This window comes from Streptosporangium sp. NPDC006007, from assembly GCF_040614315.1.
GTDB lineage: Bacteria > Actinomycetota > Actinomycetes > Streptosporangiales > Streptosporangiaceae > Streptosporangium.
In genome coordinates, this window is record NZ_JBEXUG010000045.1 from 1 (window position 1) to 25,277 (window position 25,277).

Sequence of the window (25,277 nt, forward strand, 5' to 3'; positions counted from 1 at the left end):
GGGGAGACCTCCTCGGCGGGCGACCGGCGGTGAAGCAGGAAACCCCGCGGGCGACCGTGGGAATCTCCTCCCTTCAGGGAGGAGAGGATGTCAAGCTTCGGTAAGGTCGTCCTCCGGCTTACCGTACCCGTATGTGAAGGCGGGTAGTGTGGCGCAAACCTGACGTCTGCTTGAGGGATACCTATGCGCCGCCGCAGCATGGCCGTACTGGCCGCAGTGCCTCTTATGTTCGCCGCAGCCTGCGGCTCCGGGGGCGAGACCACCACCGTCGGCACCGTCGGTGGATCGGCCCCGGCGCTGAAGGTGACCGGGGCTGCGAACGCCAAGCCGAGTGTGGCCTTCCCGCCGAAGGTCGTCGAGACCTCCTCCTACCAGGTGGTCACGCCCGGCACCCTCGGCGCCCCCGCCAAGGCGGGCGACAGCGTGGTGGTCAACTTCACCGTCTTCACCTGGGACGGCAAGGACAACAAGCTGGCAGCCTCGACCTATGACGAGGGCGGGCCGCAGCTCATCACGCTCAACGAGCAGGTTCCCGAGATCCTGCGCAAGGGCTTCGCGGAGACCAAGGGGGGCGGCCGTTTCCTGTCGGTCGTCGCCAAGGACGCGCTTCCCAAGGAGCAGCAGGCCCAGGCGCCCGCGGGTCAGTCGCAGGTCTTCGTGGTCGACGTGGTCGGTGTTCCCGAGGGCAAGGCGGCTCACGGCGCCGCGGCCGACGCCGGCCTCAAGGGGGTCAAGGTGGAGAACCCCGGCGGTGACGCCGCGCCCAAGCTGACCACCAAGACCAAGGAGAAGGCTCCCAAGGAGCTCGTCGCCAAGACCGTGATCAAGGGTACCGGCCCCGAGGTCAAGTCCGGTCAGTCGATCCTGGTCCAGTACGCGGGCAAGATCTGGGGCTCGGACCTTGAGTTCGACAGCAGCTGGTCGCGCGGCGGCGAGCCGATCATGTTCCAGATCGGCACCGGCAAGGTCATCAAGGGCTGGGACCAGGGCCTGGTCGGCGTCCCCGTCGGCAGCCGGGTGCTGCTGAGCGTCCCGCCGGACCTCGGCTACGGCAAGGAGGGCTCAGGCGAAAAGATCAAGGGCACCGACACCCTGGTCTTCCTGGTGGACGTGGTCGCGGCCTACTGACGATCGCCCGCTCGGGTGCTCTCTCCGGGCACCGTGCCCGGCGGTTCCATCGAGTCGTCTCACTCCGGGGTCCGGCCACGCGGCCGGACCCCGGAGTTGTTGACGGCCGTCCCGGGCGGGGCCTCCGGCCTGGGACGGCCGGTGGGGCCGTGCGCACCGGTACGTTTTCCCGGGTGACCGGTGACCGGTGACCGGTGACCGGGTGAGCCGCTCCCCGAGCCGGATGGTGTGCCGACGGTCACCCGGCGCGGGGACATGTTCGGATATTCCGGAAAACACGACCATCTCTACGGAAACAATGCTGCGGAGATTGACGAGGCGTCACTTTTCCTGACTCTGCGGCATGGTCGAGTCAGAGACCGTGTTTACAGCGGGCCGTGTTTACAGCAGGGTGCTTTTTCTCCAAGAATCGCGGCTCTTGTCATAAACGGCGCGTGGATGGCCAGACGTCGGCCCGGCGAACTCCGAGATTCGGGAACCCATGATTCGGAGGGCGTGTCAATCTCCGTGTCGCGGTGAAAACCCGCCGCGGTGGCACCGGAAGGCGGGGTTCGGCCGACCGGTGGACGACGCCCGGTCCACCGGTGAGCGCCCGGCCGAGGTCCCCCGAGTCGCACCGAGGCCCATCGGGGGGGCCGGGGCCGCGGAGAGGGGTCATCCGCCCACCGAGGGCAGCAGCGAGGCGGCGTGGCGGCCGGCGGCGGCCGAGGCCAGGAAGTAGGCCAGGTCCTCGTCCAGGCCGCGGCCCATCGTGGACAGCCGGACCGGAGAGTCTCGCAGCGCCTCGTACAATCCGTCCACCGGCACCCCGACCAGCTCGTGCCGTACGGCCAGTGGCCCGGCCTGCTCGGCCACCCGCCTGCCGAAGTCGCCGGGCAGCTCCGGCACCGCGACCTGGGCCGGTGCCAGGGCCACCCGGCCGTAGGCGGTCAGCGAGTGGTGGGAGACCCCGATGTGCCGCTCCCGCAGGTCGCCCTCGCTGACCCGCAGCGCCGCGACGGGGCGCCCTCCGAGCACCGAGACGGCGTTGACCGCCTCTCCGGCCGAGACGCCGGAGAAGCCCCAGCGGGTGCCGGTACCCAGGTTGCCCGGTCCCTGGGTGACGATCGCCACGTCGGCGCCGAGCACGTGCCGGGCCGCGAGCAGTCCCGTGTGCGGCGTCACGGCCTCCAGATCGCCGCCGAAGGCCTGGCCCACCGTGACCACCCCGTCCAGCCAGCCCACCTCCCTGAGCCGGGCGCAGGACATGGAGAACCAGGCGGGCAGCGCGCCGCCGTCGAGCATGACGTAGGCGACCCGGGCGGCGGGCCCGCCGGGCTCCGCCTCGGCGGGGCCGGACGTCCGGCCGGAGGGCCGGAGGGGAGGGCGTGAGCCGTACAGGCCGCACAGGATCGCCGGGAGCGCCGAGTGCAGATCGGCGACGATCACCGGCATGCCGTCCAGCGAGTCGGCGTCGCGGAGCGTTTCGTGAAAGGGCGATTCCTGCTCGTCGACGCCCAGCACGGTGGGCTGCAGCGGGGTGTAGCGGGCCTTCACCAGATGTCCGGGGCCCTGTGGATCTTTCGGTAATCTGTCCGGAAGCGCCACCACCATGGCGTAGCCTCCCGTACCGAGACCCATCGCGAGCGCGGTCGTGTTGAGCAGCACCGCATCGCCTGGCTCCGGGTGTCCCACCAGGGCGGGATAGGCCAGCGCGCGAGCGCTGCCCTCCTCGGTGGTGACGTCCAGTTCCATCGCCCCCGGCCACTCGCGCCGGATCCGCACGACCTCGCCCCTGCGCCATCTGATCACCGGGGAAGAGTAGCGTCACCTGGACGTAGAGTCATTTGAACAGGGAAGGAGGCCGGATGTCGCGCCGGAAGACCGAACGGTTGCTGAACCTTGTGATCTGCCTGCTGGCCACGCGGCGGCCGCTCAGCGCCGAACACATTCGCCACGCGGTGCCCGGCTACGACGCCGCCAACGACGAGGCCTTCCAGCGGATGTTCGAGCGGGACAAGAACGAACTGCGCGAGATCGGCATTCCGATCGAGGTCCACAAGGACCCGTGGGAGGAGGATCCGGGCTACCGGATCGTCCGGCAGGCCTACGAGCTGCCCGAGATCACCCTTGAGCCCGACGAGGCCGCGGTGGTCGGCCTGGCGGCCCAGGTGTGGCAGCGGGCCAGCCTGGCCGAGGCCGCGAGCGGGGCGCTGCTGAAGCTCCGGGCCGGGGGAGTGGAGACCGACGAGGGCGGCGGGATGGCCGGCGGGGCGCTGGAGCTGCGGGTGGACACCCGGGACCCGTCCTTTCCCGCGCTCTGGGAGGCCGTGCGCGACCGGCGCGCGGTCCGTTTCGACTACCGGGCGGCGTCCAGCGGGAGCGTGCTCACCCGTACCGTGGAGCCGTGGGGCGTGGTCAGCCGCCGCGGCCGGTGGTACGTGGTGGGCCACGACCGCGACCGTGACGCGGCCCGGGTGTTCCGGCTCAGCCGGATCAGCGGCCCGGTCGTCCCGGTGGGCCGCCCGGGGACGGTGACGGTCCCCGAGGGGGTCGACATGACGTCGATGGTCGGCTACCGCGACGACATGACGGTCTCCGAGCGCACCGCCCTCATCCGGGTCCGCGAGGGCGCCTGCCAGGGGTTGCGCCAGGTGGCGAGGGCCGTGCGGCCGGGAGCCGACGGCTGGGACGAGCTGGACGTGGACTTCTCCGATCCCGGGCGGCTGGCCGGATGGGTCGTCGGCTTCGCAGCCGACGCCGAGGTGGTCGGGCCGCCGGACGCCAGGGAGGCCGTGATCCGCCGTCTGAAGGGGGCCCTGGCGTGACGCGCGGGAGGGCGGCGTGGCGCGTGGGGGCGGGGAAGCGGCGGACGATCGATCGGGGCGTCATGGACGTGGAGCGGAGCGAGGCATGAGCACGGCCGACCGGTTGCCCAGACTGCTGGCGCTGGTGCCCTATCTGATGTCGCACCCCGGGGCGCAGGTGCCCGAGGTGGCGAAGATCTTCGGGCTGAGCGAGAAGCAGCTCATCGACGACCTGCAGCTGGTGTGGATGTGCGGGCTGCCCGGCCACACGCCGGGTGACCTGATCGACGTCTCGTGGGACGGCGGTGAGATCGTCATCGACAACGCCGACACCATCGCCCGCCCGCTGCGGCTGGGCGTGGACGAGGCCAGCGCCCTGCTGGTGGCCCTGCGCGTGCTCAGCGAGATGCCCGAGTTCGGCGAGCGCGACGCGCTGGTCCGGGTCATCGCCAAGTTCGAGCGGGCCGCCGGTGAGGGCGCGGCGGCGGTCAGCAGCCAGGTCGCCGTCGAGGTGGACGCGACGCCCGACGCGCTGCCCGTCGTCAACGAGGCGCTGCGGCGCGGCAGGCGGCTGTCGCTCCGCTACTACGTGCCGGGCCGCGACGAGATCACCCCGCGCGAGGTCGATCCGATGCGCCTGGTCGTGGTGGACGGCCGCTCCTACCTGTCGGGCTGGTGTTACCGGGCCGAGGCGGTGCGGCTGTTCCGGCTGGACCGGGTGCTCACGGTCGAGCTGCTGGACGTGGCGGCCGACCCGCCGGCCCACGCCGAGCCCGGCGAGGTGACGCCCGGGGTGTTCCGGCCGTCGCCCACGGACGAGCTGGTGGAGCTGGAGCTGACCCCGGCCGGCCGCTGGGTCGCCGAGTACTACCCGTGTGAGCAGGTCACCGAGCTTGGCGAGGGCCGCCTGCGGGTGGCGCTGCGGGCCCGCGACCAGGGCTGGCTGGTACGGCTGGCCCTGCGCCTGGGCGACACCGGCCGGGTGCTCTCCCCGGACTCGCTGGCCGCGGGTGTCAGGGAGGCCGCGGCCTCGGCGCTGAGCCGGTACGAGTCGGCCTCCTGACGTCCGGCGTTATGATCTGCCGGTATGACCTGGATCTTCGCCGCGGCCGGGCTGGGCCTCGCCGGGCTGCTCCTGCTGGGTTTCCTGGCGTTCCGCGTGCTGCTGGCGGCCCGGAGGCTCGGCGGGGAGGTGGAGCGGGCCGGCCGGAGGCCGGCCCCGGCACAGCGCGTCCTTGACGAGCGGATCCGGACAGTCCGGTCGCGGAAGGGGTGAGTCTGTGTCCGGGGGAGCGTACGATCGGGCTGAGAGTGCATGTCGTTCGGCGTAAGGATGTGTCATGCCCAACCTGGGTGTTCCCGAGCTTCTGATCATCGGATTGCTTCTGGTGCTGCTCTTCGGCGCGAAGAAGCTGCCCGACACCGCTCGCTCCCTCGGCCGGTCGCTCCGCATCTTCAAGTCGGAGACCACCAAGCTGCGTGAGGACGAGGAGACGACCACGGCGACCGCCACCGTCGTCCAGCCTCCGCCGGCCGCCGTTCCGGCTCCGCAGCCGATCCCGCCGGCCGCCCCGCCGACCGCGACGGTGGAGGAGCAGGCCCGCGCGCTGGAGGAGCAGGCCGCCAGGCTACGCGCTCAGGCGGGCGCCCCCAAGCCCCAGTAGGCTGCCCTACGTCCGGATCATTCCACTCGTCAGACCGGGATTCGTGAATGGCGTTGCTGAAGTGGCCCAGACCGGGCCGTAACGGGCCGGGGTCATCCCACGACGCGGCCGAGGGGCGCATGCCGCTCATGGAGCATCTCCGTGAGCTGCGCAACCGCCTGGTCATCGCCCTGCTCGGTCTGCTCGTCGGCATCGTCATCGGGTTCGTCTACTTCGATCCGATCTGGACGTTCCTGCAGAGGCCGTACTGCGCACTGCCGCAGGCCCAGCAGCTGAGGCCGGGCGAGTGCTCGATGCTGGTCCTCGGGGTCTTCAACTCCTTCTTCGTCAACCTCAAGGTCGCGGCCATGTTCGGCATGGTGGCGTCCTCGCCGGTGTGGCTGTGGCAGCTCTGGGCCTTCGTCACGCCGGGTCTGTACCGCAACGAGAAGCGCTACTCGGTCATGTTCATGGGGCTGGCCATCCCCCTGTTCCTCGGTGGCGCGGCCCTGGCCTACGTCGTCATGTCCACCGGCCTGTCGATCATGCTCGGCTTCGCCCCGCCCGGCACGCTGACCGGTCTCACCATCGACGAGTACCTCGACTACGTCCTGATCATGATCATCGTGTTCGGGATCTCGTTCGAGCTGCCGCTGCTGATGGTCTTCCTGAACGTCATCGGGGTCCTGCCGCGCTCCCTGGTGGCCAAGCACCGCCGCATGGTCATCTTCGTCATGTTCGTCTTCGGCGCCGTCGCCACCCCGGGGGGCGACCCGTTCACGATGATCGCGCTGGCCCTGCCGATGGTGCTCCTGTTCGCCCTGGCCGAGGGCTTCATGTATCTGCGCGAGAGACGCCTGCCCAAGGACGAGGACTTCTCCCACCTGTCCGACGACGAGGCGTCCCCCCTGCTGGAGGACGACTCCCCTCTCGATCCGGGCACGGCGGGTGGCGACCCCGATAAATAGCGTCAGATAGGCGGTATGTTCCGGTCTGTGTCCGGAGAGATCGTCGTCCTCGTCAACCCCGCGGCCCGTGGCGGCCGTTCGCGCGCCCTGCTCGCCCCGGTGCTCGGCAGGCTCCGGAGGGGCGGCCGTGAGATCTCGGTGATCGTCGAGGGGTCCGCGGCCGAGACCCTTGAGCGCGCCCGTACGGCCGTCGCCGAAAACCCCGGCGCGCTGGTGGCCTTCGGCGGCGACGGCCTGGTCCACCTGGCCCTTCAGGCGGTCGCCGGCACCGGCGTGCCGCTGGGGGTCATTCCGGCGGGGACCGGCAACGACATCGCCGCCGCGCTCGGCCTGCCGAAGGGCGACCTGACGGCCGCCGCCGACGTCGTGCTCAGGGGCGAGACGCGGGTGATCGACGCCGCGAAGGCCGGCGGCGAGTGGTTCGCCGGGGTGGTGGCCTGCGGGTTCGACTCCCGCGTCAACGAGCGGGCCAACCGGATGACCTGGCCGCCCGGCATGGCCAGATACGTCGTCGCGCTGGCCGGGGAGCTGCGCTCCTTCAGGCCGATCCCCTTCCGGATCGGCCTGGACGGGCCGGACGGACCCGAGACGATCGAGTGCGAGGCCATGCTGGTCGCGGTCGGCAACACCTCCTCCTACGGCGCGGGGATGCGGGTCTGCCCGGACGCCGTTCCCGACGACGGCCTGCTGGACGTGACGATCCTCGGCGCCGTGCCCAAGCGGACGTTCCTGCGCACCTTCCCCCGCGTCTACCGGGGCTCCCACGTCACCCACCCCTCCGTCGCGGTCAGGCGCGCCCACAGGGTCACCCTGGAGGCCCCCGAGGTGGTCGCCTACGCCGACGGCGAGCGGCTCGGCCCCGTCCCGCTCGTCTGCGAGATCGTCCCCGGCGCGCTGCGGGTCCTGCGCTAGGCCGGGATCCGCTCGCCGGCGGGCCACGGGTCCTCCGCCGGAAAAGGGTCCTCCTCCGGCGGCGGCACGGGCCGGTACGGGGCCGGCCGATCGCCTCACCGACCTGAGCCGCGGCGGACCGACCGGAATCCCGATATCGGTAGGCTTGGAGACATGACGACCCCAGCGGAACGTTACGCTGCCTTCCGTCAGAGCCAGGCCGACAGCGGGCCGGCGCTGACCTCGTTCCGTGGTCTGTACGACTTCGAGCTGGACGACTTCCAGCTCGACGCCTGCCGCGCCCTGGAGGCCGGCGACGGGGTGCTCGTGGCGGCCCCCACCGGGTCGGGTAAGACCGTGGTGGGCGAGTTCGCGGTGCACCTGGCCCTGCAGGAGGGCCGTAAGTGCTTCTACACCACCCCGATCAAGGCGTTGTCCAACCAGAAGTACAACGACCTGGTCAAACGGTACGGCGCGGCCAAGGTCGGCCTGCTCACCGGAGACAACAGCGTCAACGGCGAGGCCCCGATCGTCGTCATGACGACCGAGGTGCTGCGCAACATGCTCTACGCCGGTTCCGCCACCCTGGCCGGGCTCGGCTTCGTGGTGATGGACGAGGTGCACTACCTGGCGGACCGGTTCCGCGGCGCGGTCTGGGAAGAGGTGATCATCCACCTGCCCGAGTCCGTGCGGCTGGCCGCGCTGTCGGCCACGGTCAGCAACGCCGAGGAGTTCGGCGAGTGGCTGGGTGAGGTCCGCGGCGACACCAGTGTCATCGTGGACGAGCACCGCCCGGTCCCGCTCTGGCAGCACATGCTCGTCGGTCACCGTCTCCACGACCTGTTCGTCTCCGACGAGGACGGCCGGCGTCCACTGGTCAACCCCAACCTGCTCCGTCTGGCCAGGGACGAGGAACGCCAGTCGTACGGCAAGGGCCGGCGAGGCTACTCCCGGCCGCGCAGGGGCGGGCCGCCCGACCGCGCCCAGGCCATCGAGCGCCTCGACGCCGCGGGCCTGCTGCCCGCGATCACCTTCATCTTCTCCCGGGCGGGCTGTGACGCGGCCGTCCTGCAGTGTCTGCACGCCGGCATCCGGCTCACCACCGACGCGGAGCGCCACGAGATCCGGCAGATCGTCGACGAGCGGACCGCGCACCTGCCCGACGAGGACCTGGCCGTGCTCGGCTACCTCGAATGGCGCGACGCCCTGGAGCGCGGCCTGGCCGCCCACCACGCGGGCATGCTCCCGGCCTTCAAGGAGGTCGTGGAGGAGCTGTTCACCCGTAACCTGGTGAAGGCCGTGTTCGCCACCGAGACCCTCGCGCTGGGCATCAACATGCCCGCCCGCTCCGTGGTGATCGAAAAACTCGACAAGTGGAACGGTGAGACCCACGCCGATCTCACCCCGGGTGAGTACACCCAGCTCACCGGCAGGGCCGGGCGGCGCGGCATCGACGTCGAGGGTCACGCGGTGGTTCAGTGGCAGCCGGGTATGGACCCGCTCCAGGTCGCCGGTCTGGCCAGCACCCGCACCTACCCGCTGCGCTCCAGCTTCCGCCCCTCCTACAACATGGCGGTCAACCTGGTCGGGCAGGTTGGCAGGGAACGTGCCAGGACGCTCCTGGAGTCCTCTTTCGCGCAGTTCCAGGCGGACCGGGCCGTGGTCGGCATCGCCAAGCAGGTACGCCGGCACGAGGAGGCCCTGCAGGGATATCGCGAGGCGATGACCTGCCATCTGGGGGACTTCGAGGAGTACGCCGCGATGCGCAGGGCGTTGTCCGATCGGGAGGCCGAGCTGTCACGCCGGCGAGGCGCGGCCCGCAGGGCGCAGTCACTGCGCTCGCTGGAGGCGCTGAGGCCCGGCGACATCATCCGCGTTCCCGGTGGCCGCAGGGCCGGGCTGGCGGTCGTCCTCGACCCCGGCCTCAACTCCCGGGGGGAGGGCCCCTCCCCGCTGGTGCTCACCATCGGCAAGCAGGTCAAGAAGCTGTCGCCGGCCGACTTCCCGGTCCCGGTGGAGCCGGTCGAGCACCTGCGCATCCCGAAGAACTTCAATCCGCGCTCACCGAAGGAGCGGGCCAACCTGGTCTCCTCCGTGCACGCCAAGATCGGTGACCGCGACTTCGGAAAGCCGGACAGGGCCCGCGACCACGCCGTCGAGGACGACGAGATCATCCGCCTGCGCAGGGAGATTCGCCGGCACCCCTGCCACGGCTGTGACGAGCGGGAGGACCACGCCCGCTGGGCGGAGCGCTACTACAAGCTGCTGCGCGAGACCGAGGGCCTGCGCCGCAGGGTCGAGGGCCGCTCCCACGTGATCGCCCGCACCTTCGACAAGGTCTGCGGGGTGCTCGACCAGCTCGGCTACCTCGACGGCGAGGCCGTCACCGCCGAGGGCCGCCGCCTGGCCCAGCTCTACACCGAACTCGACCTGCTCACCGCCGAGTGCCTGCGCGCCGGGCTCTGGGACGACCTCGATCCGGCCGAGCTGGCCGCCGCCGTCTCCTCGCTGGTCTTCGAGTCCCGGCAGGCCGACGAGGCCCGGCAGCCCCGGATCCCCGCCGGCGGCGTGCAGAAGGCGCTTGGCGAGATGGTTCGCCTCTGGGGTGAGCTGGAGTCCATCGAGAGCGACCACGGTCTGTCGTTCATCAGGGAGCCCGATTTCGGGTTCGCCTGGGCGACCTTCCGCTGGGCCAGGGGCCATAATCTGGACGCCGTGCTCGGTGACGGGGTCAACGGCTCCGAGCTGGCCGCCGGTGACTTCGTGCGCTGGGTCAAGCAGCTGCTCGATCTGCTCGGCCAGATCTCCGACGCCGCTCCGGCCGGCGGCAGGGTGAGGCAGAGCGCGGGCAAGGCCATGGACGCGCTGCGGCGTGGGGTGGTGGCCTACTCGTCCCTGGCCTGAGGAGCGGCCTGAGAAGCGGGGGGAGGCGGCCAACTGACCGCCCGGTCAATACCTCGTGACGGCTGGCGTGCAGAACGTCACCTTCAGGGCTGTTTCTGGGGAGATGGTACTGGAAATCCCCATGTCGGACCCCGTTGAGTCCCCCGTACACGGAGGTAGGCATGTTCGCCCTCATCGCCGCGCTGCTGTTCGCCCTCGCTCTGATCTTCCAGCTCGCCGGCGTGGCCGTCGGCACCATCGTGACCGTCACCACGCTCGTCCTCGCCGGGCTGATCTGCGTCGCACTGCACCTGCTGGGTGTCGGCGCGGGCTGGAGCCTGAAGCGCTGACCGCTCCCGCGGCTCCCGGGGCCGCGTCCGGCCCCCGGGCGCGGCGCCGGTGGTCCCGGGGTTTCGGTACTCCGGGAATTCGAGTGACCCGGGCGGTCCCGCGGCCTGTGCGGAGCACCCGGCCCCCTCTTTCGGGAGCCCGCCGCCTCCCCGTCAGGCCAGGCTGAAACGGACCTCTCTGGTGGCCGGGTCGGCACGCGTCAGCCGTACCCGGACCGTCTCGCCCAGCGGAAGCCGCTCACCGTCGCAGCGGGCCACCACCGGGGGGTCGCCGATCTGCACCTGGCCCCACGGACGGCCGTCGTCCACCTCGATCACCACCGCGTCGAACGTCTGGCCCACGCGCTCGCGCAGCACGAACGCCTCCACCAGGTCCACGCACGCCCGCTCGACCGATCCCGCCCGCCGCCCGGTCACGTGCATGATGCCCGGCAGTTCGCCCATGGCCCGCTGGATCTCCTCGGGCACCGGCTCACCCGCCGCGACGGACAGGCAGATCTCGGTGGCGTAGCGGTCGATGAGGCGGCGCAGCGGCGCGGTCACGTGAGCGTACGGCGCGGCCACCGCCGCGTGCCCGGCGTGGACGGGGGGCTCGCCGTTGAAGGCCACATACCCGGCCCCGCGCAGCAGTACCGTCGACTCCGCCAGGAACGCGGCCTGCTCGGGGAGTTTGGGGTCGAGGCCGTGGACGACGTCGCCGTAGGCCGCGCCCTCCGGCCACGGCACGCCGAGCGCGGCGGCCACCCGGCGGACCTGGGCGATCCGCTCGGCGGGGGCGGGCGGCAGCACCCGCAACAGGCCGATCTCGGCGTCCAGCATCATCGAGGCGGCGGCCATCCCGGTCAGCAGTGAGATCTGCGCGTTCCACGCCTCGGCGTCCAGCGGGGCGCGCAACTCCACCCGGTAGCCCTCCCCGTCGGGGACGACCTCCTGCTCGGGTGTGGGCAGCGTGACACCGCCCCTGGCCCGCTCCAGCCCCAGGCGGAGCCGGCCGATCTCGGCCAGCAGCCGCAGCGTGCCGTCGGCGGTGCCGGTGTCCACCGAGGCCTGGACATAGTCGTAGTCGAGCCGTTCGCGGCTGCGCACCAGCGCCCTGGTCACGTCGGCGCCCACCGTCCGCCCGTCGGCGTCCAGGTCGACGCACCACAGGACGGCCGGCCGGATGGCGCCGGGCAGCAGGCTGGCCGCGCCCTCCGACAGGATCGCCGGATGCAGGGGCACCCGCCCGTCGGGCATGTAGACGGTCTCGCCCCGGCTGCGGGCCTCGGTGTCGATCGCCCCGCCGGGCCGTACGAACGCGGCGACGTCGGCGATGGCGTACCAGACGCGGTAGCCGCCGGGACGTTCCTCCAGGTGCACGGCCTGGTCCAGGTCCATGGATCCCGGCGGGTCGACGGTGATGAGCGGCAGGTCGGTGCGGTCCAGGTCGGGCAGCGCGGGCACCTCGGCGACCCACTCCGCCTCCTCGGTCACGGCCCGGGGGAATCCCTCCGGCAGCTTCACCTCCCGGCGGATCCGGTCGAAACCGTCACGGAGTCGTGGATGGGACTCTCCGGGCACCCGGATGCTCTTGTGCGGCACGGGGGTCAACCTACCGCTCCGTGCCGCGTGGGCGGCCTCAGCCCCCGGACGCCCCCGGGGCCTCGAACAGGACCTCCGACAGGCGGCTCAGGGGACCGTTCAGGCCGTAGCGCCCGGCCAGGGCGTCGAGCGCCTCCGGGTCGCGAGGCCTGAGGGGCAGGGAGAGGTCCAGGTCGGGGAGGGGCACGTCACGGACGACCTGGACCACCGCCGGGGCGACCCGCAGGTAGTCGCGGGCCGCGCTCAGCCTGGCCCGCCGGGCGGCGGTGAGGCCGTCACCGCCCTCTCCGCCGTCCAGGGCTCCGATGAGGGCCTCCAGCGCGCCGAACCGGTTGATCAGGTCGGCCGCGGTCTTGTCGCCGACCCCCGGCACGCCGGGCAGGCCGTCGCTGGGGTCGCCGCGCAGGGTGGCGAAGTCGGCGTAGCGGCGGCCGGGCACGCCGTACCTGGCGGACACGGCGGCCTCGTCGACGACCTGGAGGTTCTTGACGCCCTTCGCGGTGTAGAGGACCCTGATCGGCCGGGTGTCGTCGACGAGCTGGAACATGTCCCGGTCGCCGGTGACGATGTCCACCGGGCCCCGGGCCCGGACGGCCAGCGTGCCCATCACGTCGTCGGCCTCGTAGCCGGGCACGCCGACGCGGGCGATGCCCGCCGCGTCGAGAACCCGCTCGATCACCGGCACCTGCGGGGCGAGCGTGCCGGGGATCTCCTCGCCGCCGCCGGGGGCGACCCGGTGGGCCTTGTAGGTCGGGATCGCCGCCACCCGGAAGGCGGGCCGCCAGTCGGCGTCCATGCAGGCGGCCAGCGCGCCGGGGGAGTGCTCCCGGACCAGCATGGCGATCATGTCGATGAGGCCGCGGATCGCGTTGACGGGCATGCCGTCGGGGGCGGTCACCGACTCCGGCACCCCGTAGAAGGCGCGGAAGTACAGGGACGGGGTGTCGAGAAGCATCAGCCCGGGCATGGCGACCATTTAACCAATCAACCAAGCACCCCGATCACCAGCACGCAGGTGTCGTCTTCGGGGTTGGGCCCGCCGACCGACTCGATCAGCCGGTCAAGCCCGGTGGCCAGCTCGGCGTCCGAGGCGCCGCGGAAGAGGTCGGCCGCCGCGGCCAGGGTCAGCGCGAGACCCTCGTCGATGTCGCGGTCGCGCCGCTCGACCAGGCCGTCGGTGAAGAGAAGCAGCAGGTCGCCCGGGAGCAGTCTCACCCCGGCCGGCTCGTACGGCTCGGTCAGAGTGGCGCCCAGCAGGACCCCGGCGGGCGGATCGAGCTGGGCGGCCACCCCGTCACGGATGAGGATCGGCGCGGGGTGCCCGGCCTGGCTCCAGGCGAACACGCCGGTGGCCGGGTCCAGGTGGCCGATCACCGCGGTCGCGGTGGTCTCCTCCATCCGGTGCATTACCAGGTCGTTGAGCCAGGTCAGCAGCCGGTCGGCGGGTTCGCCGGTCATCGACAGGCCGATCAGCGCGTGCCGGAGCCGGGCCATCCGGGTGATCGCCGGCAGGCCGTGGCCCGACACGTCGCCGATGGTCAGCAGCACCCGGCCGTCGGGCAGGGGGACGGCGTCGTACCAGTCGCCGCCGAGACCGTCCTTCACCCCCGCCGGAATGTAACGGACCCCGATCCGGGTGCCGGGCGGCCCGGCGGCCGGCCCGAGGCCGGGCATGATCGCCTCACGCAGGGCCGCGTTGACCTGCCGCTCCCGGGCGGCCCGCTCGCGGACCTCCAGGAGCCGGCGCCGGGACCCCAGCATGACCTGCTCGGCTCGGCGGCGGCCGGTGACGTCCTGGATCACACCGTGAACGGCGGCGCGTCCCTCGGCCGTGACGAGGTCGAGGACCACGCACAGGTTCCGGACCTCCCCCCGGCGGCGGATGCGGAACTCGGCCCGCCCCGGCTCGGCCAGGTTCACCACCGCCCGCAGCAGCGCGTCGAGGGCAGCCCGGTCCGCGGGCTCGACCTGGCCGACCAGGTCGCGCAGGTGGATCGGGCCCGCGCCGGGGTCGCGGCCGAAGATGACGTAGGCGTGGTCGGACCAGGTGGACTCCCCGGTCTGGAGGTTCCACTCGACCCAGCCCAGGTTGCCCAGTCGTTCGGCCTGGGCCAGTCGCGCGGTGAGAAGTTGTTGTTCCACGGCCATGTGCTCGCCCAGCTCTCCGCGTAACCGCTGCACCATCTCTGCGGCGGTCAGCGGGGCGGAACCGGTCACGAGGTCGTTTCGTGGGTGGAGGGGTGGCTGGTGGCCGCCCACTACGCCGACCATGTAGCTCGCTCTCGAAATGTGGGGACCTGCGGACATCCTGCCGACAAAATGTGATCGTCCTTCAACGGATTGTAGTGATGGTGCCGCGGACCTGGCGGCTTTTCCCGGACTTTCCCCGGCCACCCCCGGCGCCGGGTACGGTCGTGATGTATCCCGGATTACATTGGTTGATGTGACAATGGAGTCCTCTGATCTGTATCCCATCACCCGCCTGGCCGCGGCCCGTGAGGCGGCGGCCGTCGCCGGACTCGACGCGCTGCTGCTCACGCCCGGGCCCGACCTTCGCTATGTGACCGGCTACGAGGCGTTGCCGCTGGAGCGGCTCACCTGCCTGGTGCTGCCCGTCAAGGGTGAGGCCTTCCTTACCGTGCCGCGGCTGGAACTGCCCGCCGCCGAGCACTCCCCGGCGTCGAGGCTCGGCGTCGAGTTCGTGCCCTGGGAGGAGACCGACGACCCCTACGCGGCCGTCGCCGCGCGTCTGGGCGGCGTCGCCCGGGTGGGCCTGGCCGACCGCATGTGGGCTCTGCAGTCGCTGCGCTTCCGCGACGCGCTGCCCGGCACCGAGCAGGTACTGGCCGGGACCGTGCTGCGGGATCTGCGCATGCGCAAGAGCCCGGCCGAGGTGGCAGCCCTCCGAGAGGCCGGGGCGGCGATCGACGCCGTGCACGCGCAGGTGCCCGGCTTCCTGCGGGCCGGCAGGACCGAGCGCGAGGTCGGCAGGGACATCGCCGAGGCGATCATCGAGGCCGGGCACTCGATCGTCGACTTCGTCATCGTCGCCTCCGGGCCCAACGGCGCCAGCCCCCACCACGAACTGTCCGGCCGGGTCATCCAGCCGGGTGAGCCCGTCGTGGTCGACATCGGCGGCCAGATGCCCAGCGGCTACTGCTCGGACTCCACCCGGGTCTACTGCATCGGGGAGCCCCCGGCCGCTTTCGCGAAGTACTACGACGTGCTCCAGCGCGCCCAGGAGGCCGCCTGCGACGCCGTACGGCCGGGCGTTTCGTGCGAGTCGGTCGACGCCGCCGCGCGCGACGTGATCGCCGCCGAGGGCTACGGGGAGTACTTCATCCACCGCACCGGTCACGGCATCGGCCTGGAGACCCACGAGGAGCCCTACATCGTCGCGGGCAACGCCGAGCCGCTGGCGCCGGGCCACGCCTTCTCCATCGAGCCGGGGATCTACCTGCCGGGGGCCCACGGTGCTCGCATCGAGGACATCCTGATCTGCACCGAGGAGAGCGGCGAGCGGGTCAACCACCGGCCTCGCGAGCTTGTGGTCGGATAATCACACGCACTCGTCATCGTGTAACAAGTGCCACAATCGGGGTGGCCGGTGATCCCGGCTGCCCCGTTGTCGTTCGCGCCATGACCTGGAGTGTGCGGATATGACCGTTGAGCGAGTGCTGCCGACCCCCGAGGCCCACGATCTGCTGGAGCTGGTCCGCGACCTGATCGGCAAGGAGGTCGCGCCCCGGGCGTCGGCCGACGAGGCCGCCGGGCGCTTCCCCCGCGAGGTGTTCGCCACCCTGGGCGGGGCGGGGCTGCTCGGCCTGCCCTATCCCGAGGAGCACGGCGGCGCGGCGCAGCCGTACGAGGTCTATCTCCAGGTGATCGAGGAGCTCGCGGCCGGCTGGCTGGCGGTCGGGCTCGGCCTGTCGGTGCACACCCTGTCCTGCTTCCCGGTCGCCGCCCACGGCACCGCCGCGCAGCGTGCCGCGCTGCTGCCGGACATGCTCGGCGGCGAGTCGCTGGGCGCCTACTGCCTGTCGGAGCCCCACTCGGGATCCGACGCCGCCGCCCTGACCACCCGGGCGGTCCCCGACGGCGGTGGCTACGCCGTGGACGGCGTCAAGGCGTGGATCACCCACGCCGGCGTCGCCGACTTCTACACCCTGCTGGCCCGGACCGCCCCCGGCGGAGGGCGCGGCGTCTCCTGCTTCCACGTACCCGCAGGGACCGGCGGCCTGTCGTTCGGCGAGCCCGAGCGGAAGATGGGCATGCGGTCCTCGCCGACCGCCCAGGTCCGCTTCGACGGACTGCGGCTGGCGCCGGACGCGCTGCTGGGCGCGGAGGGCGAGGGTTTCCGCATCGCCATGGCCGCCCTGGACGGCGGCAGGCTCGGCATCGCCGCCTGTGCCGTCGGCCTGGCCCAGGCCGCGTGCGACGCGGCCGTCGCCTACGCGGGGGAGCGCCGTCAGTTCGGCTCGCGGATCGCCGACTTCCAGGGGATCGGCTTCATGCTCGCCGACATGGCCACCCGGATCGCCGCCGCGCGCGCCCTCTACCTGGAGGCCGCCCGCCTGCGCGACGCGGGCCGGCCGTACGGCACGCGGGCCGCGATGGCCAAGCTGTTCGCCACGGACATGTGCATGAAGGTCACCACCGACGCCGTCCAGGTCTTCGGCGGCTACGGCTACGTGGAGGACTTCCCGGTCGAGCGCTACATGCGGGAGGCCAAGGTCCTGCAGATCGTCGAGGGCACCAACCAGGTGCAGCGCCTGGTGATCGGCCGCTCGCTGACCCGTTAGGGGCGGCCGGGGGCACGGGTGCCGCGATCACGGTGAGGTCACCACAGCAGGCGCAGCAGGGAGAGCACGGTGAAGACGGCGGCGCAGGTGAGCGTGATGATCATGGTGCGCAGCCGGGCCGAGGTCGTCGGGCGGAGCAGGAGCGGGAACGACAGGCCCATGACCACCAGGGCGGAGAGGATCCACGGTCCGCCGGGCTGCACCCCGCCGTGGGGCAGGGAGGCCGCCTGCTGGATGTCCCGGGCGCCCTCGGTGAACATCAGGCCGCCGACCAGCCCCACGGCCACGTCGCCGGCCAGGTCGCGCCGCCGGCTGAGGTAGCCGAGCGCGCCGAAGCCGATCACCGTGATGCTCAGCGCGGCCTGCCAGCTCTCGTCGGGCCTGCTGATCAGGGTCGCGTCGTGGTTGAGCGCGTGGGCGACCATGTGGCCGGCCATCAGCCCCGCGGCGGTCAGCAGACCGTTCAGCGCGGCCCAGGCCGCGCTCGCCGCGGCGCGTGTCATGACGAGGACCAGCAGCCCGTAGGCGTACGGGTCGTAGACCGCGGCGATGTCCGCGGGCAGCACCTCGGCGAGCGACTCGCCCACCAGGCCCAGGACCATGCCCAGTCCGAGCCCGGCGAGCATCCAGTTGATGATGAGGCATTCCCGCCTGTCCAGCGCCTGGAAGTCGACCTGCCAGTGTGTCTCGCGCCGGCTACGGCGCATGCCCCTGTCCATGGCCGCCATTTCGCCCCCTAAACGTGGTGGGAGTCGGCCTGCCCAATACGTTTCTTCACATTGGTGCCCCATGGAGCCGAAAATATGACAAAAGAGGCAAAAAAATCGTTTTCCGCTGTCCGGCGCCGACCTCGCCGGACCCCTCAGAGCCCGTACTCCTCCAGCAGGCGCAGCCAGACCTCGCTGACCGTGGGGAAGGCGGGGACCGCGTGCCAGAGCCGGTCGAGCGTCACCTCGGCGGTGACCGCGACCGTCGCCGAGTGCAGCAGCTCGGCCACCCCCTGGCCGGCGAAGGTCACGCCGAGCAGGACGCGCCGCCGCTCGTCCACGACGGCCTTGGCCCTGCCCCGGTACCCGTCGCCCAGCAGGGAGGCGCCGGAGACCGCGCCCAGGTCGTACTCGACCGCGCGCACGTCGAACCCCTCGGCCCTGGCGACGGCCTCGGTGCGCCCGACGGCGCAGACCTGCGGGTCGGTGAAGATCACCTGGGGGGCGCCGTACCCGTCCGCCGCGTCGCGCAGCGCCGGCAGGTCGTCGCGCTCCCCCCGCGCCCGCGCCACGATGACGTCGCCGCACACCCGCGCCTGGTACTTGCCCATGTGGGTGAGCAGGTTGCGGCCGTTGACGTCGCCCACGGCGTACAGCCAGCCGCCGTCGGCGTCGGTCGCGAGCATGCTGTCGTGGACCCCCACCGGGCCCGTGTCCGGCAGACCCGCGGTGTCCAGGCCGAGGTCCGCCGTCGCGGCCCGGCGGCCGGTGGCCACCAGCAACTCGTCGGCCTCCACCCGTGACCCCTCGGCCAGGTGCACGGTGACCGCGCCGCCGGGCTCGGGCCGCTCCACCCGGACCACCCGGGCGCCGGCACGCACCTCGACGCCGCCGGCGGCGAGCGAGGCCGCCACGAGCTCCCCGGCGAACGGCTCCATCCGGCCGAGCAGAGAGTCACCCCGCACCAGAAGCGTCGTCTCCCCGGCGCCGAGCCCGTGCAACGCCTGCGCCATCTCGCAGGCCACCACGCCCCCGCCCAGCACGGCCAGCCGCCGCGGGACGGCCCGGACGGCCGTCGCCTCGTGACTCGTCCACGGCGAGGACTCGGCCAGCCCGGGGATCGGCGGGATCACCGGGCGGCTGCCGGTGGCCAGCACGACGGCGTGCCGGGCGCGCAGCGGGCGGACGGAGCCGCCCGGGACGGCCACCTCGACCCGCCTGGTGCCCCGCAGCCTGCCCCGGCCCCGCACGAACGTCGCGGGCAGGTTCTCGACCCACTCCACCTGCCCGCCGTCGTCCAGGTGCGACACGGCCTCGTCGCGCCGGGCGAGTACGGCGGCGACGTCGATCGGCCCCGGCTCCAGGCCGGGCACCCGGCCGACCTCGGCGGTGAGCTCCACCGGGCGGAGCAGGGCCTTGCTGGGGACGCACGCCCAGTAGGAGCACTCCCCGCCCGCCAGGTTCTCCTCCACCACCGCGACGCTCAGCCCCCCTCGGGCCACGCGGGCCGCGACGTTCTCCCCGGCGGGACCGGCGCCTATCACGATCACGTCGAACTCGTCGGACACGATTGCCTCTACCTCCCAGAGCGAACGGGCCGGCCGCCGGTCTCGGCGGGACGGTCCCGGGCGCACCAGCCTTTCATCCCCGCCGACGGCGCGGGGGGATCCGGCCGGGCGTCTCGCGGCGACGCCCGCGAGCCCTCAGCGGGACCCCGGGCAGTTCCGGCGCGGGCAGCGGGGCGCCCACGGGGCCCGGCACCGTGCCGAACCCCCCGCCCCCCGTCCACTCCCGCCGGAACTCCACGATCTCGTCGTGATCGCGGCCCACGAAGTTCCACCACATCACGATCCGCTCCTCGAACGGCTCGCCGCCCAGGAGCAGCACGCGCGCCGGCCCTCCGGCCCGCAGGACGAGGCCCGGCCGGCCGGTGCCGAGATACAGCAGGGGGCCGGGCGCGAGGCCGGTCCCGCCGACCTGGGCCGCGCCGGACAGGGTCAGCGCCGCGTACTCGAAGTCCGGGCGCAGCGGGATCCGGGCCTCGGCCCCCGCCTCCAGGGACACCTCGGCGCCGACGAGGGGGCTGTAGGTCCTGGCGGGTGACACCGCGCCGCCGAGCTCGCCCACGAGCACGGTCGCGGTGAAGCCGGGGCCGGCCAGTGACGGCAGCGCCGGATGGTGCGCGAAGCGCGGCTCCACCCACCGGTGGGCGTCGGGCAGCGCCACCCAGAGCTGCACCCCGTGCAGTTCGGCGTCGCGGGGCGACTCCTCCGCGTGGGAGACGGCACGGCCCGAGGTCATGAGGTTGAGCTGTCCGGGCCTGATCGGCTGCTCGCTGCCGAGGCTGTCGCGGTGCAGCACCTCGCCCTCCACCAGCCAGCTGACCGTCTGGAGACCGCTGTGCGGATGCGGGGGCACCCGCATGGTCGCCGCCTCCGGGCCGTAGTGGTCCACGAAGCACCAGGCGCCCACCATCCGGATCTCCCGGTTCGGCAGGGTCCGGGTGACCCTCATCCCCCTCGGGCCGCCCAGCACCACGTCGCGGCCTGCCAGCAGCTCGTTCACCGGTTCCGTGGCGACGTCCGCGAGGCCGCCGCACTCCGCCTCCCGCGGGTTCCGCTCCAGGTTGCTCATCCGCAGACTGTACGACGCCCGCCCGCCCCGGCCGTCCCGCGCCCTCTGCGCGGCGCCCGTCCCGGTGAGGCGCGCCGGGCGGGGTTGGGACCATGCCGTGACCATGGGGCGGTGCCGGGGCGCGCCGGGTGCCGTTACCGTTGACCGGGTGGAGGAGATCGACCGCCGGATCGTGACGTTGCTGGCCGGGGACGGCCGGATGAGTTTCACCGACCTCGCCAGGGAGACCGGGCTGTCGGTGTCGGCGGTGCACCAGCGGGTGCGGCGGCTGGAGAAGCGCGGGGTCGTGCGGGGGTACGCGGCGCTTGTGGACTACAACGAGGTCGGGCTCCCCCTCACCGCTTTCGTGTCGATCAAGCCCATCGACCCGGCCGCCGCCGACGACGCCCCCGACCGGCTGTCCCACCTGGGTGCCATCGAGGCGTGCCACAGCGTGGCCGGCGACGAGAGCTACATCCTCAAGGTCCGTGTCTCCTCGCCGCTCGGGCTGGAGGAGCTGCTCAACCAGATCCGTACCTCGGCCAACGTCTCGACCCGTACCACCGTCGTGCTCAGCACGCCGTACGAGCACCGTGCCCCCGAGATCCTGGGCGCGGACGACGACACCTCCGCCGAGCCGGCCTGACGCCTCCGGCTCGTCCGCGCCTCTCCCCCGGGACACCCGGCCGCCGGCGAGGCCCGCCGGCGGCCGGATATCCCGCCACCTCGCCGGTGGGGGAGGGGTCAGGCGGGGAGGGAGGAGCCGAAGACCTCGTCACGGGCGGCGGCGAGGGCGAGATCGAGCGCGCCGGTGAGGACCGGGTTGCCCTCGACGGCGGACAGCAGCAGCGGGGGCCGGGGGACGGTCAGCGCGTGGAGTTCCCGCTCGACGAGCTCTCGCAGGGTCTCGCCGCCGGCCAGGGGGGTTCCGCCGGTCAGCACGATGAGCTCCGGGTCGACGACGGAGGTGATCGAGGCCAGGCCGACCGCCAGCCTGGCGGCCACGTCGCGCAGCCCGGCGCGGGCGTCGCCGGCGTGCTTGCCGCCGCCCTCCGAGACCCGCACGGCGTTCCGCACGGCCTGCGCGAAGGTGGCGCCGCGCACGCCGTACGATCTGAGGATCCTGAGTACGGCGGCCCCGCCGGTGAGGGCCTGGTAGCCGTGGGCGGCGAGGTGTCCCGGCTCGCGGGCGACCGGCGCGCCGGGGGCGGGCAGGCAGCCGATCTCGCCGGCGCCGCCGGTGGCGCCCCGGTGCAGCCGGCCGCCCAGCACCAGCGCGGAGCCGAGGCCCTCGTCGGCCCTGAGCAGCACGAAGTCCCGGTGCCCGCGGCCCGCGCCGTGCGCCTTCTCGGCCTGGGCGACGAGGTTGACGTCGTTCTCCACGGCGACCTGGACGCCGAGCCCTCCGCCGAGGGTCGCGACCAGGTCGGGGATGTGCCAGCCGGGAGTGCTCCCGCCGGTGGCGTAGCCGAGCCGGCCGGTGCCGGGGTCGACCGCGCCCGGCACGCCGATGACCACGCGCCGCAGGCCGGCCGGGGCCCGGGCCCCCTCAAGCGCGGCGCGGACCTTGTCCACAACGTTGCCCGCGGAGCGGCCCGGGGTGGGCAGCCGGTACTCGCCGACCACCGTGCCGGTGATGTCGGCGACCCTGGCGTCGATGTGCGCGGGGGTGACGTCCAGCGCGGCCACGTACGCGGCGGCGGGGTTGAGCCGGTAGACCTCGGCGGCCCGGCCGGGCCGCCCCTCGCGGACGCCGTTCAGCACGACCAGGCCCGCCCCCCGCAGCCGGGCGAGCAACTGGGAGGCGGTGGGCTTGGACAGGCCGGTGATCGCGCCGATCTCCGGCCGGGTCAGCGGCCCGCGCTCCAGGAGTGCCTGCAGGGCGGCGCGATCGTTGATCGCCCGCAGCAGGCCGGGGGTGCCCGGGGTCGGCTGGGTCACCGGTCCTCCATGTCCGTGTGTGTCGCGGTACCGCCCATCCGGCGGAGTTAGGAAACCTTCCTAACGTGAAGTGACGGTAAGGAGACCCGGTGAACCCGGTCAAGTACGCGGGGGGTGCCGCAATCAACCTGTGACGACGGCCTGATGGGGGAACATCTCAACGGACCTGCTAGGGTGATGGTTTGTCACAACAACTAGCCCAATGGCCCGGAGTATCCCATTACTATCAACGATAATGGAGCGACGGCGACCCGTCAAATCGAGCTCGCCAAGGAGCAGGAGTACGTCTCCGGTCTCTACCAACGGCTCGACCTGTTGCGCGAGCGCACCCAGCGTCAGCTGGACGGCGTGCTGGCCCAGGGCGGGAGCGGCGGCACGCACCAGAACCGCTCCGAGCGGGACACCTTCGCCGGGATGTACGCCGAGCGTTTGGGCCGCCTCTGGGCGGTCGAGAACGGTCTTTGCTTCGGACGGCTCGACAACGCCGACCAGACCTCCCTCTACATAGGCCGCATCGGCCTGGCGGACGACGAACAGCGGCGGCTGCTGATCGACTGGCGGGCCCCGGTGGCCCAGCCGTTCTACGGTGCCACCCCCGCGGCCTCGATGGGGGTCACCCGCCGCCGCCACCTGCAGACCAAGGGCCGCAGGGTGATCGGGGTCGACGACGACCTGCTCGACCTCGACAGCCTCACCGAGGAGGACGCGGCCACTCTCAACGGCGAGGCCGCGCTGCTGGCCTCCATCGCGGCCAGGCGCACCGGGCGCATGCGCGACATCGTGGCCACCATCCAGTCCGAGCAGGACCGGATCATCCGCTCCGATCTCAGCGGCGTGCTGGTGGTGCAGGGCGGCCCCGGCACCGGCAAGACCGTGGTGGCCCTGCACCGGGCGGCCTACCTGCTCTACACCCACCGTGACAGGCTGGCCCGCAGGGGGGTGCTCATCCTCGGCCCCAACCTGACCTTCCTGCGCTACATCGAGCAGGTGTTGCCCTCCCTGGGCGAGACCGACGTGCTGCTGTCCACCGTCGCCGAGCTCTATCCCGGGGTCACCGCCACGGTCAGGGAGCGTCCCGAGGTCGCCGCGCTCAAGGGCGAGGGGCGGATGGCCCAGGTGGTGGCGCGGGCCGTAAGGGAGCGGCAGCGGGTGCCGCGCAGGCCCGTGGAGATCCGCCTCGACCGCCACACCCTCAGGCTCGACGGCCCCGTGCTGGAGGCCGCGCGCAACCGGGCGGCCCGCTCCAGGCGACCGCACAATGAGGCGCGCGGGATCTTCGTCCGCCACCTGCTCAACGTGCTCGCCCGGCAGGCCGCCAGGGAGCTCGGGAAGGGGACGATCAGCGACGACGAGCTGGCCGACATCCGCGAGGACCTGCGCACCGAGCGGCCCGTCAAGGCCGCGCTGAACAGGTTGTGGCCCTACACCACCCCGCAGCAGCTCCTCATCGGGCTGTTCACCTCCCGTGAACGGCTGGACTACGCCGCGGCCGACCTCACCGAGGCCGAGCGCGGGCTGCTGCTGCGCGAGCCGCCGCGCAAGGGGGACGGCTGGTGGGCCGCGTCCGACGTGCCGCTGCTGGACGAGGCCGCCGAGCTGCTCGGCGACATCGACCCGGCGGTGCTGCGGGCCGGCGCGTGGGTCGCCGAGGAGGAACAGGCCGCGGCGCGCGCCGCCGCGCTCGACGAACGGCGGCACCAGCTGAACTACGCCAAGGAGGTGCTGGAGCTGACCGGGCTGTCGGAGATCATGGACGCCGAGAGGTTCGCCGCCAGGCACCTGAACGACGAGGTGTACCTGACCACCGCGGAGCGGGCCGCGGTCGACCGCACCTGGGCCTTCGGCCACATCATCGTGGACGAGGCGCAGGAGCTGTCGCCGATGGACTGGCGGATGGTGATGCGGCGCTGCCCGAGCCGGTCGATGACGATCGTCGGCGACCTCGCGCAGACCGGGTCCTCCTCGGGGGTGAGGTCCTGGGCCCGGATGCTCGACCCGTACGCGGCCGGGCGCCGGCGAGAGGAGCACCTCAGCGTCAACTACCGAACCCCGGCCGAGCTGATGGCCGTGGCCGCCGACGTGCTTCCCCTGATCGGCCCCGGCCTGGTCGCGCCCACCTCGGTCCGTGAGACGGACGCGCGTCCCTGGGCCGCGTCCCCGCTGGAGTCGCTGCCCGAGGTGATCAAGAGCGAGATCGTCGAGGGCGGACGCCTGGTCGTGATCGTCCCCGAGTCCGGGGCGAGAGAGCTGGGGGAGGTCGTGACCCGGTCCGTCGAGGGGGCGGTCGCCGGGCCCGGGGCCGCCGCCCTGGACGCCCCGGTCGCGGTCCTGACCGTCGCGGAGGCCAAGGGGCTGGAGTTCGACGCGGTCGTCGTGGTGGAGCCCGAGCTGATCCTGCGGGAGTCCCCCCGGGGGGCCAGCGACCTTTACGTCGCGATGACCCGGGCGACGCAGCGTCTTGGCGTCGTCCACAGCGGCCCGCTGCCCGAGGCGCTCGCTCGACTTGAGCGACATCGGATCACATGAGACCATTGACGGCTCTCGTCGATCATGTCCCAGCTGCGAAAACTTGATGTTTCCGCAGTTGGGGACAGGGTTGACATCTGCGCTGGGGTCGGTAGTTTGCTGCCCAGTCCAGCACGGGACTGGCCGGTTGGCCGCCTTTCGACATCGTCGGTTCCTGCGCCCGTGACGGGGGTCACCCCGTCCGTACAGCCAGGCGCAGGGCCGCCGTTCCGTCGAGGCGGGGCACCCCATCCGGGCGGGGGGTTGGACCCAGGAGGGGCCCGGACACCCAGTAGACAACGGCAATCCGCGCTCGCCGCCGACGGGACGGAACCGGTCCGAAGGGTCGTCCGGGCCCTCTTCCCGCTCCCGTGCGAGCGCCGCAAGCGTCGGGGTGATCCTCAAACGAGGGTCACCCCGTTGCCGTGCCCGAGCCCGGTGATCCCCCGCTTTGGGAGTGTGGCGGCCGGGCGGTACCG

Annotated in this window: 21 protein-coding genes; 13 read left to right on the plus strand and 8 right to left on the minus strand. The window is 72.5% G+C overall.

Annotated features, from left to right (window positions below):
* The first annotated feature begins 183 nt into the window (after positions 1–183).
* A complete protein-coding gene (locus ABZ194_RS25750) occupies positions 184–1,128 on the plus strand; it encodes an FKBP-type peptidyl-prolyl cis-trans isomerase (protein ID WP_355599583.1) in 945 nt (314 codons plus the stop codon).
* A 654-nt stretch (positions 1,129–1,782) separates the two neighbouring features.
* Here ABZ194_RS25750 and ABZ194_RS25755 read toward each other — a convergent pair.
* Complete coding sequence (locus ABZ194_RS25755) at positions 1,783–2,919, minus strand: DUF3866 family protein (RefSeq protein WP_355599584.1); 1,137 nt, start codon at positions 2,917–2,919, stop codon at positions 1,783–1,785.
* Between the two features lie 56 nt (positions 2,920–2,975).
* Between ABZ194_RS25755 and ABZ194_RS25760 the strand changes: the two genes are divergently transcribed.
* The 8 genes from ABZ194_RS25760 to ABZ194_RS25795 all read left to right on the plus strand — a co-directional run bounded on the left by ABZ194_RS25760 (position 2,976) and on the right by ABZ194_RS25795 (position 10,649).
* Positions 2,976–3,935 carry a WYL domain-containing protein gene (locus ABZ194_RS25760; RefSeq protein ID WP_355599585.1) on the plus strand — a complete coding sequence of 320 codons (960 nt, stop codon included), beginning with the start codon at positions 2,976–2,978 and terminating at the stop codon, positions 3,933–3,935.
* An 85-nt stretch (positions 3,936–4,020) separates the two neighbouring features.
* Complete coding sequence (locus ABZ194_RS25765; protein WP_355599586.1) at positions 4,021–4,977, plus strand: WYL domain-containing protein; 957 nt, start codon at positions 4,021–4,023, stop codon at positions 4,975–4,977.
* Positions 4,978–5,001: 24 nt separating this feature from the next.
* Complete coding sequence (locus ABZ194_RS25770) at positions 5,002–5,190, plus strand: hypothetical protein (RefSeq protein ID WP_355599587.1); 189 nt, start codon at positions 5,002–5,004, stop codon at positions 5,188–5,190.
* 64 nt (positions 5,191–5,254) lie between these two features.
* A complete protein-coding gene (gene tatA / locus ABZ194_RS25775) occupies positions 5,255–5,578 on the plus strand; it encodes a Sec-independent protein translocase subunit TatA (protein ID WP_355599588.1) in 324 nt (107 codons plus the stop codon).
* A gap of 47 nt (positions 5,579–5,625) precedes the next feature.
* Positions 5,626–6,525, plus strand: coding sequence for a twin-arginine translocase subunit TatC (tatC, locus tag ABZ194_RS25780; protein WP_355599589.1), 900 nt, complete (start codon positions 5,626–5,628; stop codon positions 6,523–6,525).
* Between the two features lie 27 nt (positions 6,526–6,552).
* Positions 6,553–7,437 (plus strand): YegS/Rv2252/BmrU family lipid kinase, encoded by an 885-nt coding sequence (locus ABZ194_RS25785; protein WP_355599590.1) that lies wholly within the window; start codon positions 6,553–6,555, stop codon positions 7,435–7,437.
* 153 nt (positions 7,438–7,590) lie between these two features.
* Positions 7,591–10,320, plus strand: coding sequence for a DEAD/DEAH box helicase (locus ABZ194_RS25790; RefSeq protein ID WP_355599591.1), 2,730 nt, complete (start codon positions 7,591–7,593; stop codon positions 10,318–10,320).
* 161 nt (positions 10,321–10,481) lie between these two features.
* Positions 10,482–10,649 carry a hypothetical protein gene (locus tag ABZ194_RS25795; protein ID WP_355599592.1) on the plus strand — a complete coding sequence of 56 codons (168 nt, stop codon included), beginning with the start codon at positions 10,482–10,484 and terminating at the stop codon, positions 10,647–10,649.
* Between the two features lie 153 nt (positions 10,650–10,802).
* Here the strand turns inward: ABZ194_RS25795 and ABZ194_RS25800 are convergent, their stop codons facing one another.
* From ABZ194_RS25800 to ABZ194_RS25810, 3 genes are read right to left on the minus strand one after another with little or no spacing between them, the layout of a single operon-like run.
* Complete coding sequence (locus ABZ194_RS25800) at positions 10,803–12,230, minus strand: RNB domain-containing ribonuclease (RefSeq protein ID WP_355599593.1); 1,428 nt, start codon at positions 12,228–12,230, stop codon at positions 10,803–10,805.
* A gap of 37 nt (positions 12,231–12,267) precedes the next feature.
* Positions 12,268–13,197, minus strand: a complete 930-nt coding sequence (locus tag ABZ194_RS25805) for a 5'-3' exonuclease (protein WP_355599594.1) — start codon at positions 13,195–13,197, stop codon at positions 12,268–12,270.
* Between the two features lie 17 nt (positions 13,198–13,214).
* Complete coding sequence (locus ABZ194_RS25810; RefSeq protein WP_355599595.1) at positions 13,215–14,447, minus strand: SpoIIE family protein phosphatase; 1,233 nt, start codon at positions 14,445–14,447, stop codon at positions 13,215–13,217.
* A 232-nt stretch (positions 14,448–14,679) separates the two neighbouring features.
* On the opposite strand from ABZ194_RS25810, the gene ABZ194_RS25815 reads away from it, so the two are divergent.
* Together ABZ194_RS25815 and ABZ194_RS25820 are read left to right on the plus strand one after the other, a co-directional pair.
* Positions 14,680–15,789, plus strand: a complete 1,110-nt coding sequence (locus ABZ194_RS25815) for a Xaa-Pro peptidase family protein (RefSeq protein ID WP_355599623.1) — start codon at positions 14,680–14,682, stop codon at positions 15,787–15,789.
* Between the two features lie 100 nt (positions 15,790–15,889).
* Complete coding sequence (locus ABZ194_RS25820) at positions 15,890–17,032, plus strand: acyl-CoA dehydrogenase family protein (protein WP_355599596.1); 1,143 nt, start codon at positions 15,890–15,892, stop codon at positions 17,030–17,032.
* Positions 17,033–17,070: 38 nt separating this feature from the next.
* Here ABZ194_RS25820 and ABZ194_RS25825 read toward each other — a convergent pair whose 3' ends face one another.
* The 3 genes from ABZ194_RS25825 to ABZ194_RS25835 all read right to left on the minus strand — a co-directional run bounded on the left by ABZ194_RS25825 (position 17,071) and on the right by ABZ194_RS25835 (position 20,373).
* The gene (locus tag ABZ194_RS25825) at positions 17,071–17,760 is read right to left on the minus strand and encodes a hypothetical protein (protein WP_355599597.1); all 690 of its coding nucleotides are present in this window, start codon (positions 17,758–17,760) and stop codon (positions 17,071–17,073) included.
* A gap of 134 nt (positions 17,761–17,894) precedes the next feature.
* Complete coding sequence (locus ABZ194_RS25830; RefSeq protein WP_355599598.1) at positions 17,895–19,307, minus strand: NAD(P)/FAD-dependent oxidoreductase; 1,413 nt, start codon at positions 19,305–19,307, stop codon at positions 17,895–17,897.
* 73 nt (positions 19,308–19,380) lie between these two features.
* Positions 19,381–20,373, minus strand: a complete 993-nt coding sequence (locus ABZ194_RS25835; RefSeq protein WP_355599599.1) for a pirin family protein — start codon at positions 20,371–20,373, stop codon at positions 19,381–19,383.
* Positions 20,374–20,521: 148 nt separating this feature from the next.
* On the opposite strand from ABZ194_RS25835, the gene ABZ194_RS25840 reads away from it, so the two are divergent.
* Entirely contained in the window at positions 20,522–20,998 is a 477-nt protein-coding gene (locus ABZ194_RS25840; protein ID WP_355599600.1) for a winged helix-turn-helix transcriptional regulator, read from the plus strand.
* A 98-nt stretch (positions 20,999–21,096) separates the two neighbouring features.
* Here ABZ194_RS25840 and ABZ194_RS25845 read toward each other — a convergent pair whose 3' ends face one another.
* The gene (locus tag ABZ194_RS25845) at positions 21,097–22,293 is read right to left on the minus strand and encodes an ROK family transcriptional regulator (RefSeq protein WP_355599601.1); all 1,197 of its coding nucleotides are present in this window, start codon (positions 22,291–22,293) and stop codon (positions 21,097–21,099) included.
* A gap of 315 nt (positions 22,294–22,608) precedes the next feature.
* Here ABZ194_RS25845 and ABZ194_RS25850 point away from each other — a divergent pair, with 315 nt between their 5' ends.
* A complete protein-coding gene (locus ABZ194_RS25850; protein ID WP_355599602.1) occupies positions 22,609–24,819 on the plus strand; it encodes an ATP-binding domain-containing protein in 2,211 nt (736 codons plus the stop codon).
* Positions 24,820–25,277 lie beyond the last annotated feature (458 nt).